Source organism: Kribbella albertanoniae (assembly GCF_004348455.1).
GTDB classification, from domain to species: Bacteria; Actinomycetota; Actinomycetes; order Propionibacteriales; family Kribbellaceae; genus Kribbella; species Kribbella albertanoniae.
Genome location: NZ_SMKA01000022.1, coordinates 30,652 through 43,694, shown reverse-complemented (window position 1 = coordinate 43,694; position 13,043 = coordinate 30,652). Strand labels below are relative to the sequence as shown.

The 13,043-nt window shown below is 67.0% G+C and carries 12 protein-coding genes; 10 read left to right on the top strand and 2 right to left on the bottom strand.

What is annotated here, in order from left to right; translation table 11 throughout:
- Window positions 1-52 precede the first annotated feature (52 nt).
- Together E1261_RS08410 and E1261_RS08405 are read right to left on the bottom strand one after the other, a co-directional pair.
- Window positions 53-988, bottom strand: a complete 936-nt coding sequence (locus E1261_RS08410; RefSeq protein WP_132404482.1) for a hypothetical protein — start codon at window positions 986-988, stop codon at window positions 53-55.
- Entirely contained in the window at window positions 988-1,401 is a 414-nt protein-coding gene (locus E1261_RS08405; protein ID WP_132404480.1) for a hypothetical protein, read from the bottom strand. Before E1261_RS08405 ends, E1261_RS08410 begins: the two co-directional genes overlap by 1 nt.
- Before the next feature lie 142 nt (window positions 1,402-1,543).
- Between E1261_RS08405 and E1261_RS08400 the strand changes: the two genes are divergently transcribed.
- The 10 genes from E1261_RS08400 (at window position 1,544) to E1261_RS08355 (ending at window position 13,000) form a co-directional block, all read left to right on the top strand.
- Window positions 1,544-2,509, top strand: a complete 966-nt coding sequence (locus E1261_RS08400) for an ArsR/SmtB family transcription factor (protein WP_132404478.1) — start codon at window positions 1,544-1,546, stop codon at window positions 2,507-2,509.
- A gap of 150 nt (window positions 2,510-2,659) precedes the next feature.
- Window positions 2,660-3,637, top strand: coding sequence for an ABC transporter substrate-binding protein (locus E1261_RS08395; RefSeq protein ID WP_132404476.1), 978 nt, complete (start codon window positions 2,660-2,662; stop codon window positions 3,635-3,637).
- A 22-nt stretch (window positions 3,638-3,659) separates the two neighbouring features.
- Window positions 3,660-5,171 carry a sugar ABC transporter ATP-binding protein gene (locus tag E1261_RS08390; protein WP_132404474.1) on the top strand — a complete coding sequence of 504 codons (1,512 nt, stop codon included), beginning with the start codon at window positions 3,660-3,662 and terminating at the stop codon, window positions 5,169-5,171.
- The gene (locus tag E1261_RS08385; RefSeq protein ID WP_132404472.1) at window positions 5,168-6,178 is read left to right on the top strand and encodes an ABC transporter permease; all 1,011 of its coding nucleotides are present in this window, start codon (window positions 5,168-5,170) and stop codon (window positions 6,176-6,178) included. The genes E1261_RS08390 and E1261_RS08385 overlap by 4 nt, the downstream gene beginning before the upstream one ends.
- A complete protein-coding gene (gene yjfF, locus E1261_RS08380; RefSeq protein ID WP_132404470.1) occupies window positions 6,175-7,146 on the top strand; it encodes a galactofuranose ABC transporter, permease protein YjfF in 972 nt (323 codons plus the stop codon). The genes E1261_RS08385 and yjfF overlap by 4 nt, the downstream gene beginning before the upstream one ends.
- A gap of 362 nt (window positions 7,147-7,508) precedes the next feature.
- On the top strand, window positions 7,509-8,807 hold the full coding sequence (locus tag E1261_RS08375; RefSeq protein WP_132404468.1) for an ABC transporter substrate-binding protein: 1,299 nt from the start codon (window positions 7,509-7,511) through the stop codon (window positions 8,805-8,807).
- Complete coding sequence (locus tag E1261_RS08370; RefSeq protein WP_132404466.1) at window positions 8,804-9,757, top strand: carbohydrate ABC transporter permease; 954 nt, start codon at window positions 8,804-8,806, stop codon at window positions 9,755-9,757. Before E1261_RS08375 ends, E1261_RS08370 begins: the two co-directional genes overlap by 4 nt.
- Window positions 9,754-10,605, top strand: coding sequence for a carbohydrate ABC transporter permease (locus E1261_RS08365; RefSeq protein WP_238176080.1), 852 nt, complete (start codon window positions 9,754-9,756; stop codon window positions 10,603-10,605). The genes E1261_RS08370 and E1261_RS08365 overlap by 4 nt, the downstream gene beginning before the upstream one ends.
- Window positions 10,602-12,011: a GH1 family beta-glucosidase gene (locus tag E1261_RS08360; protein ID WP_132404464.1), complete on the top strand. Its 1,410-nt coding sequence runs from the start codon at window positions 10,602-10,604 to the stop codon at window positions 12,009-12,011. Before E1261_RS08365 ends, E1261_RS08360 begins: the two co-directional genes overlap by 4 nt.
- Window positions 12,008-13,000, top strand: coding sequence for a LacI family DNA-binding transcriptional regulator (locus tag E1261_RS08355; protein WP_132404462.1), 993 nt, complete (start codon window positions 12,008-12,010; stop codon window positions 12,998-13,000). The genes E1261_RS08360 and E1261_RS08355 overlap by 4 nt, the downstream gene beginning before the upstream one ends.
- Window positions 13,001-13,043: the final 43 nt, after the last annotated feature.

Here is a 13,043-nt window from a genome sequence, read left to right as displayed (position 1 = left end):
CAACACCGGCGACAACTGGGCGAACAACGTGAGCTCGCTGAAGATCTCCTGATCATTGCTGGGCGATGACCGTGTTGGCCTGGTGCGCCAGGGATTTGATGGTGGGGGTCAGTTCGTCCAGTTGGGGTTTGAGGTTGTGGACTGTGGTTGCTTGCAGGGCCAGGGCTCGGGTTAGTTGGAAGCGGGGCCAGCCTGCGGTGGTTGTGCAGTCGTACCAGGCAGCTGCTAGTGCGGACTCCTGGCTGGTGGGGACGTAAGGGCGAGCCGGGTTGGCCGGGCGGACCTGGAGGACGCCGCGTTTGTCCCAACCGGGCGACGGCTCGGGGCCTGCGTTGCCGAAGGGGATTCCGAAGGTCCGGACGTCGGGCGTCTTGGAGGTGAAGCCTTTGGCTCGCAGACAAGCTAGAACCGGTACGGCGAATCGGGGCGGCATCTTGTCTGCGTAGACCGGCCGCAGTGCCATCCGCAGTTGGTTCCCGAGGTCGTAGTACCGGCTCTGCACCTCCATCGCGTTCGGGCCGAGCCGGGCATTCGCCTCCTGCGTGCAGCGATCCATCGCATCGGAGAACTTCTGGCTCGTACTGCGGACCGCCGGCGGCTCGGCCGGGACATCCCGTCCGAATCCGCGCCGCCGTGCTTCCACAGCGCTCGTCGCGCCGAAGGCAGCTGCGGTGACCTTGAGATCGTCGAACGAACCCGAAGCCGGCTGACCGCCAATCTCTTGCAGTTCGGGGTAGTCGGCCTTTGCCATGCAGCGGTCGCGTTCGACCAGTACGGCGGCCGCGATCACGTCGAGCAGGTCGCCACGGAAGGCGTCGTACGGCTGGCTGGGTGCCTGGACCCGGACTGTCGGGGTCGGTACGACGACGGCTGCGGGTGCGGGTGCGGTCGGCGTACTGCAGGCGGTGAGCAGGAACAGGGGCAGGATCCAGAGCCGGTTACGGCTGCTCCGGGAGCAGCCGTAACCGTTGTTGTCCGGTGAGCTCATCAGCAGCGGCTGTGGCCGTTGTTGCGGTTCTGCTTGCCGACCGTACGGAGGTCGCCCTTCCAGCCGCGCGGCGCGGTGAAGGTGACGAACCAGTCGCCGGTGCTGGTGATGTCCCAGATCTTGATCGCGCACTCGGTGTCGCGGTTCCAGAACGAACCGGCCGTGTCCATCAGCTTGATGCTCGACTGCCGGTTGTTCGCGGGGTCCCAGTAGTAGTCGTTGTTGTGCTGCATGTCGGCGTTCCAGAAATGCCGCCGGAGGTTCCCGAGGCTGTAGTCGAAGTAGAAGCAGATCTCTCCGCTGTTGCAGGCGACGTTGCCGTCACCGTTGTCGGCATGGGCCGGCACGGTGGTGATGGCGGCAGCACCTCCGGCGAGGGCGAGCACTGCGGCCAGGCGCGGCAAGAGTTTCATGGATGGTTCCTCCCGTAGGTCGGCGATTGCGGGGCGGAGGCGGTGATCGCCTCGACACCCGGAAACGTAGAAGGGTGAACCTCTGGTGAGGTAAAACTTCGGGTGGGGCCGAATTGTTTGCGCAGGTCGGCAAGGGGGAGCGATGTGGCGCATCCATCTGAGTACGGACGACATCCGGCGGATCCGGATCGCACCGGATATCGATCCGCTCTGGGAGTTGGTGCACAGTCTCCAACTGCTCGACAACGGCGGTCCGGTGATCTTCGGGCCGTGGCGGCGCCGAGTCCGGCTGGCCGGGCTGGCCCGCTGGGGCATGCTGCGGCATCTGTCACCGCCGATGGGCTACTTCGCCGACTTCCTGACCCCGGCGACCGGGACGGTCGACCTCCGGGCCGGTATCGAGGAGGTGCTCCGGACACCACGCCCGTGCCTGCGCAGCGATCTCGTCACGCTGCACAAGCAGTGTCCCCGCCACACCGGCTGGGCACGTGACCTCGCGGCCGGCGACGTGCAGACACTGCGCGCGCTCGGCGCCAACCTGATCCAGTACCACGAGGCACATCTCAAGCCCTCCTGGGCGGAGATCCGGAGTCAGGTCTCCGAAGAGCTGGCCCGGGTACGGCGCATCCTGTGCGGCCAGGGTGTCGACGCGATGCTCGCATCACTGGGCGGCCATGTGCACTGGGAAGCGCCCGCCCTCGTCCTCCGCAACAAGAAGACCGAGCGAGACCTGTACGTCGATGGTCGTGGGATCGTCATCCAGCCGTCGTTCTTCGCGCTCGGCGATACCTCGATCCTCGACGTCCCCGGCGAACCGTTCGTGCTCGCCTACCCGATCCAGCACCGGCTCGGCTGGTGGGACACCCACACCGAGGGCACCCGGCTGGAAGCCGTCATCGGCAAGACCCGTGCCGAAGTCCTGGACTGCCTCGCGAACGGCGACCGCACCACCACCGATCTGGCCCGCGTCCTGGACCTCTCCGCGGCCACTGCCAGCGAACAGACCAAGGCCCTGCGCGAAGCCGGGTTGATCACCAGTCGCCGTACCGGCAAGAGTGTCCTGCACGCCCTCTCCCCCACGGGCGCAACACTGCTCGGCGCCAGCTGAGCACCGCACCGTCAGCATTTGTTAGCGGTAACAGCACGATCAACCCGTTACTCGACCGTAGCCGGGAGGTCTTGACGGCCAAAATGTTAGCGCTCACAGTTAGGCAGCGCAATCTGGTAGCGCGTTTCCGACGGAAGGACTGGCATCGCCATGCTCAAGAAGATCTCCGCACTCGTGCTGGCCGGCGTCACCGCCGTCGCACTGACGTCGTGCGGCAAGGGTGAAAGTGGGGCGGCCGCGCCTGGTGGCGGCAAGACCATCATGGGCTTCTCGCAGGTCGGCGCCGAGAGCGGCTGGCGCACCGCGAACACGAAGTCCGTCCAGGAGGCCGCCAAGGCCGCCGGGATCGAGCTGAAGTTCTCCGACGCCCAGCAGAAGCAGGAGAACCAGATCAAGGCCATCCGCTCGTACATCCAGCAGAAGGTCGACGTGATCGCCTTCTCGCCGGTGGTCGAGTCCGGGTGGGACACCGTGCTCAAGGAGGCCAAGAACGCCAACATCCCGGTCATCCTGACCGACCGGGCCGTCGACTCGACCGACAAGACGCTGTACAAGACGTTCCTCGGTTCGGACTTCGTCGAGGAGGGCCGCAAGGCCGGCAAGTGGCTGACCGAAGAGTCCAAGTCCGAGGCCGGACCGGTCAACATCGTCGAACTCCAAGGCACCACAGGCTCAGCGCCGGCCAACGACCGCAAGGCCGGGTTCGCCGAGGTCATCGGCTCCGACCCCAAGTTCAAGGTCGTCGCCTCGCAGACCGGGGACTTCACCCGGGCCAAGGGCAAAGAGGTGATGGAGGCGTTCCTCAAGTCCACCCCGGACATCGACGTCCTCTACGCCCACAACGACGACATGGCGCTGGGTGCGATCGAGGCCATCGAAGGCGCCGGCAAGGTGCCCGGCAAGGACATCAAGATCATCTCCGTCGACGCGGTCAAGGACGGCATGCAGGCACTGGCCGACGGCAAGATCAGCTACATCGTCGAATGCTCACCGCTGCTCGGCCCGCAACTGATGGACCTGACCAAGAAGGTGCTCGCCAAGGAGGAGGTCCCGGCCCGCGTGGTGACGGAGGAGACCACCTTCACCCAGGAGCAGGCCAAGAAGGTCCTGGCCTCGCGCCAGTACTGACCCACCGACGGAAGGCAGGCGAATGACCTCGGCCGCTCCGATCCTGCAACTCACCGGGATCGGCAAACAGTTCCCCGGCGTCACGGCGCTGGACGACGTCGATCTCCGGGTGCTGCCCGGTGAGGTGCACGCCCTGATGGGCGAGAACGGCGCGGGCAAGTCCACGCTGATCAAGGTGCTGACCGGTGTCCACCCGGCCGACAGCGGGACGATCCTGCTGGACGGCCGGGAGGTCAGCTTCGCCAGCCCGCTCGAGGCCCAGAACGCGGGGATCAGCACCGTCTACCAGGAAGTGAACCTGTGCCCGAACCTCTCGGTCGCGGAGAACATCCTGCTCGGGCGGGAGCCGCGCCGGTTCGGCCGGATCCAGTGGAAGCCGATGCGCCGCAGAGCGGCCGAGCGGCTCGCCGCACTGGACCTTGATCTCGACGTGACGGCGCCACTTTCGCAGTACTCGCTGGCGATCCAGCAGATGGTCGCCATCGCGCGGGCCCTCGAGGTCCAGGCCCGCGTGCTGGTCCTGGACGAACCCACGTCGAGCCTGGACACGGGTGAGGTCGAGCAACTGTTCAAGGTGATGCGGAACCTGAAGGACCAGGGCGTCGCGATCCTGTTCGTCTCGCACTTCCTGGACCAGGTGTACGAGATCGCCGACCGGATGACGATCCTGCGCAACGGACGGCGCGAGGGTGACTACCCGACCGGCGAGCTCGGCCAGGTGGAGCTGATCGCGAAGATGATCGGCCGCGACCTGGCCGAGCTCGAGCGGCTGGAGGAGCGGCCGCCGGCCCGGACGACCGGTACCCTGCTGCAGGCCGACCAGCTCGGCCGCACCGGCGGGATCGAACCGTTCTCTCTGACGATCCGCGAGGGCGAGGTGGTCGGCCTGGCCGGTCTGCTCGGCTCCGGGCGGACGGAGGTCGCGAGGCTGTTGTTCGGTGCCGACCACGCCACCGGCGGATCCGTCACGATCGACGGTACGCCGGTGTCGTTGCGGACTCCGCAGATCGCGATGACCCACAAGATCGCCTTCTGCCCCGAGGATCGCAAGGCCGACGGGCTGATTCCCGACCTCACCGTGCGGGAGAACGTCGTACTGGCATTGCAGGCTCGGCGTGGCTGGACCCGCCCGCTCCCCCGTGAGCAACAAGCCCAGCTGGTCGATCGCTACATCAAGGCATTGAAGATCAGCCCGGCCGATCCCGAACAACTGGTCCGCAATCTGTCCGGCGGCAACCAGCAGAAGGTGCTGCTGGCTCGCTGGCTCATTCTCGAACCGCGGCTGCTGATCCTGGACGAGCCGACCCGGGGAATCGACGTCGGCGCCAAGGCCGAGATCCAGCGCCTGGTCGCCGAGTTGTCCGACGGCGGGATGGCCGTGCTGTTCATCTCCGCCGAGCTCGAAGAAGTCCTCCGGCTCAGTCACAAGGTCGGCGTTCTGCGCGACCGCAAGCTGATCGCCGAACTGCCCAACGACGACACCCTGACCACCGAGGTGCTGATGCAGACCATCGCCAGTGGCGGACGGTCATGAACCGGCGGCTGCTCTGGCCGGCCGTCGTACTGGCCCTGCTCCTGTTGCTCAATCTCTTCTTCACTCCCGGCTTCTTGTCGATCGAGGTGAAGGACGGGCACTTCTACGGAAGCCTGATCGACATCCTCCGCTTCGGCGCACCGCTGGTGCTGGTATCGCTGGGGATGACGCTCGTGATCGCGACCGGTGGTATCGACCTATCGGTGGGATCCGTGGTGGCCATCTCCGGAGCTCTTGCCTGCTTGGCGATCAGCCAAGGGACCGGGGTGCTGGCAGCGGTCGCCCTGGCTGTTGCAGTGGCACTGGTCCTGGGCGCGTTCAACGGCTTCCTGGTCGCAGTGATCGGCATCCAGCCGATCGTGGCGACGCTGATCCTGATGGTCGCCGGGCGCGGGCTGGCCCAGCTGATCACCGACGGTCAGATCATCACCGTGACCGATGCGGGATTCAAGGTCATCGGCGGCGGCTACCTGTTCATGCTGCCGTTCGGCATCCTGCTGGCACTGGTCGTGCTCGCAGCCACCGTGTTCCTCACCCGACGGCTCGCGCTCGGGCTGCTGATCGAATCGGTGGGTGGGAACGCGGAAGCCAGTCGGCTGGCCGGTCTGCGATCGCGCGGCATCCTGATCACCGTCTACGCGTTCGCTGCGCTGTGCGCGGGGATCGCCGGGGTGATGGTGGCCTCGAACGTTTCCAGTGCCGACGGCAACAATGCCGGCCTGTGGATCGAACTGGACGCGATCCTGGCGGTCGTCATCGGCGGCACGCTGCTGACCGGTGGCCGATTCTCGCTCGGGGGCACCGTCCTGGGTGCGCTCGTGATTCAGACACTGACCACCACGATCTACTCGATCGGCGTACCGCCCGAGACGACGCTGCTGTTCAAGGCACTCGTGGTCGCGGCGGTCTGCCTGCTGCAGTCAGCAGCCTTCCGGGCCCGGGCCTTCCCGCGCCGGGAGCGACCGGTGACCCAGCCGGTGCAAGACACGACGGAGGTTGCGCGGTGACTGCCCTGACCGGCGCGGTGGTTCCGCGCAAATACCTGCCGGTGCTGGTGACGGCCGGGCTCTTCGTGGCCATGTTCATCGCCGGTGGCGCCCGCTACGAAGGGTTCTTCTCGACCCAGGTCGTCCTGAACGTCTTTATCGACAACGCGTTCCTGCTGGTCGTCGCCGTCGGTATGACGTTCGTGATCCTCACCGGCGGTATCGACCTGTCGGTCGGGTCGGTGGTCGCCCTGGCCACCATGGTCGCCGCGGTACTGCTGAACGCCGGCTGGCCGCCGCTGGCCGTGATCGTGGTGGTCCTGCTGATCGGCGCCGGCCTGGGTCTCGGCATGGGCTGCATGATCCACTTCTTCGAGATCCAGCCGTTCATCGCAACCCTGGCCGGCATGTTCCTGGCCCGCGGTCTCTGCTACACGATCGGCACCGACTCGATCCCGATCACCGACCCGGCCTTCACCGCCGCCGCGCAGACCCAGATCGGCCTCGGCGGCGGGCTCTGGATCTCCCCCAGCGTGCTGATCGCCGTGGCCGTGGTGGCGATCGCCGCTTATGTCCTGCACCAGACCAGGTTCGGCCGGACTGTCTACGCGACCGGCGGCAACGAGCAGTCCGCACGGCTGATGGGGTTGCCGGTGGCCCGGACCAAGCTCGGGGTCTACACGATCAGCGGCTTCTGCTCGGCGCTGGGCGGACTACTGCTCGCCTTCTACATGCTGTCCGGGTACGGCCTGCACGCGGTCGGCCTGGAGCTCGACGCGATCGCGGCCGTGGTCATCGGCGGCACCCTGCTCACCGGCGGATCCGGCTTCCTCATCGGCACCGTCCTCGGCGTACTCATCCTAGGTCTCATCCAAACGGTAATCAGCTTCCAAGGCACCCTCAGCTCCTGGTGGACCAAAATCTTCGTAGGCCTGCTACTAGGCGTATTCATCCTCCTCCAACGCGTAATCACCACCCGCAAGAAGTAACCCCGCTAACGTCCGAACGACCGGAGGCGGGCCCTCCGACCATTCGGACGTTAGCGGCTGAACTCCACAACGTCCGAACGATCGGAGGCGGGCCCTCCGGCCCTTCGGACGTTAGCGGCTGAACTCCACAACGTCCGAACGATCGGAGGCGGGCCCTCCGGTTCTTCGGACGTTAGCCCCGGGCACGTCACAACGTCCGAAGGATCGGAGGGGGGCCCTCCGGTTCTTCGGACGTTGTGGGTTTGGACTCGATTTGGGAACGCTCCCAGATGAGGTGTTGACAGGTCCGCACTGCCCCTCGATGCTCTTGGGAGCGCTCCCAGATACCGGGAGTGCTCACAGTATCGAGGAGGGGTCAGGCGATGAGCCAGACGAAGCGGTTCCTGGCGGTCACGGTGGCTGCCGTGACAGCACTGGGCATGGTCGGGGCATGCAGTAAGAACACCGAGGGCACGACGCCCGCGGCGGACGGCAAGATCACGCTGGTGGTCGACACCTTCGGGGACTTCGGGTACAAGGCGCTGGCCGCCCAGTACCAGACGGAGCACCCGAACGTGAAGGTCGAGCTGCGCAACGTGCAGAAGCTCGACGACTACAAGCCCAAGCTGGTCCAGTACCTGGCGGCCGGCAGCGGCGCCGGGGACATCGTGGCGCTCGAGGAGGGTGTCCTCAACGAGTTCAAGACCCAGCCGCAGAACTTCGTCAACCTGCTCGACCACGGCGCTGCCGAGCTGCAGCCCAACTTCCTGCCCTGGAAGTGGGACCTCGGCCGGGTCAGCGCCGACGGACCGCTGATCGGCCTCGGCACCGACGTCGGCGGCCTGGCGGTCTGCTACCGCAAGGACCTGTTCGCCAAGGCGAAGCTGCCGACCGACCGGGACGCGGTCTCGAAGCTCTGGCCGGACTGGAACGGGTTCATCAGCACCGGCAAGAAGTTCACCGCCGCGAACACCGGCGCCAAGGGTTTCGTCGACTCGGTCACCACCAGCTTCTCGGCGATGCTGTCGCAGGCCGGTGACACCAACTTCTACGACCGCGACAACAAGCTGATCGCGGACTCGAACCCGGTCGTCAAGGACTCCTGGAACACCTCGATGAAGATGATCTCCGAGGGTGTCAGCGCCAAGATCCCGACCTGGTCGAAGGACTGGGAGGCCGGCTTCAAGAACGGCAGCTTCGCGGTCACCATGTGCCCGTCGTGGATGCTCGGCATCATCAAGGGCAACTCCGGCGAGGCGAACGCCGGCAAGTGGGACGTTGCAGCAGTGCCTGGTGGCGGCGGCAACTGGGGTGGTTCGTGGCTCGCGGTACCGACCCAGAGCAAGCACCCGAAGGAGGCCTACGAGCTGGCCAAGTTCCTGACCTCGCCGACCGGCCAGGTGGCCGCGTTCAAGGAGGCCGGACCGTTGCCGACAGCACCTAAGGCGCTGGACGACCCGGCGTTCCTGGCGCTGACAAACGACTACTTCTCGAACGCTCCGGTCGGCAAGATCTTCGGTGACGGCGCCAAGACGCTGAAGCCGCTGGTCCTCGGCCCGAAGCACCAGGCGGTCAAGGAGCGTGCCTTCGAGCCCGCGCTGCAGGCCGTCGAGCAGGGCAAACTGACCCCCGACAAGGCGTGGGAGCAGGCACTCAGCAGCGCTGTCAAAGAGGCGAAGTGACCTCTTCCAGCGTCGTCCGGCCGTCGGCGGCAGCAGTTGCCGCCGACGGCCGGGTTCCCTGGCGCTCCCGGCTGACGCGCGCGGATGTGAAACTCGCGCCGTACTTCTTCATCGCGCCGTTCTTCGTCCTGTTCGCGATCTTCGGGGCGTTCCCGCTGGTCTACACCGGCTGGGTGTCGTTGCACGACTGGCATCTGATCGGTGAACACACGTTTGTCGGCTTCGGCAACTACACCGCACTCTTCGCCGACCCGGACTTCTGGAATGCCCTCCGGAACACCGTCGGTATCTTCATCCTCGCCACCGTGCCGCAACTCCTGATGGCACTGGCGATCGCGAACCTGCTGAACCGCAAGATCCGCGCCCGGACGTTCTTCCGGATGGGCGTGCTGATTCCCAACGTCACCTCGGTGGCGGCCGTCGGCATCGTCTTCGGCCAGCTGTTCGCCCGCGACGTCGGCCTGGTCAACTACGTGATCACCCGCCTCGGGCTGGACGCGGTCGACTGGCAGGCCAACACCTGGTCGAGCTGGATCGCGATCGCTGTGATGGTCGACTGGCGCTGGACCGGCTACAACACGCTGATCCTGCTCGGTGCGATGCAGGCGATCCCGAAGGACCTGTTCGAGTCCGCCTCGCTGGACGGCGCGAAGCCGTGGCAGCAGTTCTGGCGGATCACCGTGCCGCTGCTGCGTCCGACGCTGGTCTTCACCGTCGTCATCTCCACCATCGGAGGCCTGCAGTTGTTCACCGAGCCGGTGATCTTCGGGAACGGGAGGATGCTCGGCGGCACCCTCGGCCAGTTCCAGACCGTCACCATGTACATGTACGAGAATGCCTTCCAGCGCTTCCAGTACGGGTACGGCGCCGCGATCGCCTGGGCGTTGTTCGGGCTGATCGTCATCTTCTCGCTGATCAACCTTCTGCTCGTCCGGAGGGCGGCCCGGTGAGCCGGCTGCGCGCTGCCTCGGTGCGACTGTGGCGGGCCAGCCCGTTGACGTACCTGGCGCTGATCGTCGGCTGCGTGACCTCGCTGTTCCCGATCTACTGGATGTTCGTGGTGGCCACCCGGTCCAACGACGTCATCAACGACGTCCCGCCACCGCTGCTGCCCGGCGCCGAACTCGCCGAGAACATCGGCCGGGTGTTCGCGAACGAGCACGCCGCCTTCGGCTACGGGCTGGTGAACTCGCTGGTGGTCTCGAGTGTGGTGACCCTGTCGGTGGTGTTCTTCTCCACGCTGGCCGGGTTCGCGTTCGCCAAGCTGCGGTTCCGCGGCCGCAACGCGATGCTGCTGGTGATCGTCGCGACGATGATGGTGCCGGTGCAGCTGGGCCTGATCCCGCTCTACATGCTGATGGTGAAGATCGGCTGGAACGGCAGTCTGCAGGCGGTGATCGTGCCGTTCCTGGTCAGCGGTTTCGGCGTCTTCATGATGCGCCAGTACGCCGCCGAGGCGATCTCCGACGAGCTTGTGGAGGCGGCCCGGGTGGACGGCTGCTCGACCTTCCGGATCTACTGGAACGTCGTCCTGCCGATCCTGCGGCCGGCCGCGGCGATCCTCGGACTGCTCACCTTCATGCAGACCTGGAACGAGTTCATCTGGCCGTACGCGATCCTCGACGCCAACACTCCCACTGTCCAGCTGTCGCTCAGTCTGCTGGCGACGGCGTACTACACCGACTACGCGCAGGTCTTCGCGGCGACGGCCCTGGCCACGCTGCCACTGCTCGCGGTGTTCATCGTGTTCGGCCGCCAGATCATCGGCGGCATCATGGAAGGTGCGATCAAGTCGTGACAACCGAGAGCCAGATCGAGCCCGGGACCGGACTGCAGTTCCCCACCGGGTTCCTGTTCGGCGCCGCCACTGCCGCCTACCAGGTGGAGGGTGCGGCGACCGCCGACGGCCGCGGGCCCTCGATCTGGGACACCTTCGCGCACACGCCGGGCCGGGTCCTGGGCGGTGAGACCGGCGACGTCGCGATCGAGCACTACCAGCGGTTCCGTGACGACGTGGCCCTGATGGCCGATCTCGGGCTGCAGGCCTACCGGTTCTCGATCGCCTGGTCGCGGGTGCAGCCGGACGGCCGTGGCGCGCTCAACCGGGCCGGAGTCGACTTCTACTCGCGGCTGATCGACGAGCTGCTCGCGGCCGGGATCGAGCCGTGGCCGACCCTGTACCACTGGGATCTGCCGCAGCCGCTGGAGGACGCCGGCGGCTGGCCCGAGCGTGACACCGCCGAGCGCTTCGCGGACTACGCCGGCGCGATCACCGCCGTACTGGGTGACCGGGTCGGGCGGTGGACGACGTTGAACGAGCCGTGGTGCTCGGCGTTCCTGGGCTACGGCTCCGGCCTGCACGCACCCGGCCGGACCGATCCGGCAGCAGCCGTCCGGGCCGGACATCACCTGATGCTGGGGCACGGTCTGGCCGCCAACCTGCTCAAGGCCAACGGCCATCAGGTCGGCGTGACCATCAACCTGTACGACGTCGTCCCGGTGAGCGATCTGGATGTCGACCTGGATGCCGCCCGGCGGATCGATGGTCTGCAGAACCGCTTCTTCCTCGATCCCGTCCTGCTGGGCTCCTACCCGGCCGACGTGATCGAGGACCTGGCCGGGGTGACCGACTTCGCGCACGTCCACGACGGTGACCTGGCGATCATCTCGACGCCGCTCGACATGCTGGGCGTGAACTACTACACCCGGCACGTCGTGACCGGGGTCGCCGGCAGCGGTGACGACGGCCACGGCGGTAGCGGCGGCGCCTCCCCCTGGCCCGGCAGCGATCAGGTCGGCTTCGCCAAGGGCGACCTGCCGCTGACCGCGATGGGCTGGGAGATCCATGCTGCCGGGCTCACCAGCGTGCTGGTGCGCCTGGCGACCCAGTACCCCTCGGTCCGGCTGTACGTGACGGAGAACGGTGCCGCGTTCGCCGACGTACCGGACGAGGACGGTTCGGTCCGGGACACCGAGCGGGTCAACTACCTGGACGGCCACCTCCGGGCCTGTCAGGCGGCCATCGATCTCGGTGTCCCGCTGCACGGGTATTTCTGCTGGTCGCTGTTCGACAACTTCGAGTGGTCCTGGGGCTACTCCCGGCGATTCGGGATCGTCCACGTCGACTACGAGACGCAGACACGCACCCCGAAAAGCAGTGCATATTGGTACGGCGACCTGATCCGAGGCAGGCTAGCCACATGATCGAACCCCGTCCCACCATCGAAACCGTCGCGGCTCGGGCGGGGGTGGGGCGGGGTACCGCGTCCCGGGTGGTCAACGGATCGTCCCAGGTCAGCCCCGCCGCGCGGGCCGCCGTACTGAAGGCGATCGACGAGCTGGGGTACGTTCCGAACCGGGCGGCCCGCAATCTGGTCACCCGCCGGACCGACTGTGTGGCGCTGGTGATCTCCGAACCGGGCGAGCGGCTGTTCGCCGAGCCGTACTTCGCCGGCATCGTCCGTGGCATCAGTGCGGCGCTGGCCGAGACGCCCCTGCAGCTGTGGTTGTCGATGGTGCAGAGCACGGCCGAACGCGATCGCGCGAACCGGTTCCTGACCAGGGAACACGTCGACGGCGTGATGATGCTGTCGCAGCACGGGGACGACCCGCTGCCGGGCAAGGTGCTGGCCAGCGGGTTGCCACTCGTGCTGTGCGGCCGGCCGCTGGCCGGACCGGAGATGCCCTTCGTCGACGCCGACAACGAGAGCGGTGGGCGCCTGGCCGGACAGCACTTCCTGGATCTGGGCCGACGCCGGATCGCGACCATCGCCGGTCCGCAGGACATGGCCGCGGGAGTGGCCCGGCTGCAGGGATTCCGCGATGTCGTCGGTGGCGACCTGGTCGAGTACGGCGACTTCAGCGAGGAGAGTGGTGCCCGCGCGATGGCAGCCCTGCTGGAGCGCGAGCCTGCCCTGGATGCTGTCTTCGCCGCCTCGGACCCGATGGCCTTCGGCGCTATGCGGGTGCTCAAGGCGGCCGGGCGGCGGATCCCCGAGGATGTGGCCGTGATCGGTTTCGACGGTTCACCGGGCGGCCGGCACTCCGACCCGCCGCTGACCTCGGTCTTCCAGCCGGCCGAGGAGATGGGCCGGGAGATGACCCGGCTGCTGCTGACCCAGCTGGCCGGCGAAGTGCCGACGGAGACCCGGGTCATCGTCGGCACCCGGCTGGAACTGCGCGGCAGCGCCTGAGACAACTGACGCGCCCCCGGGGTCAGGTGGTCCCGGGGGCGCG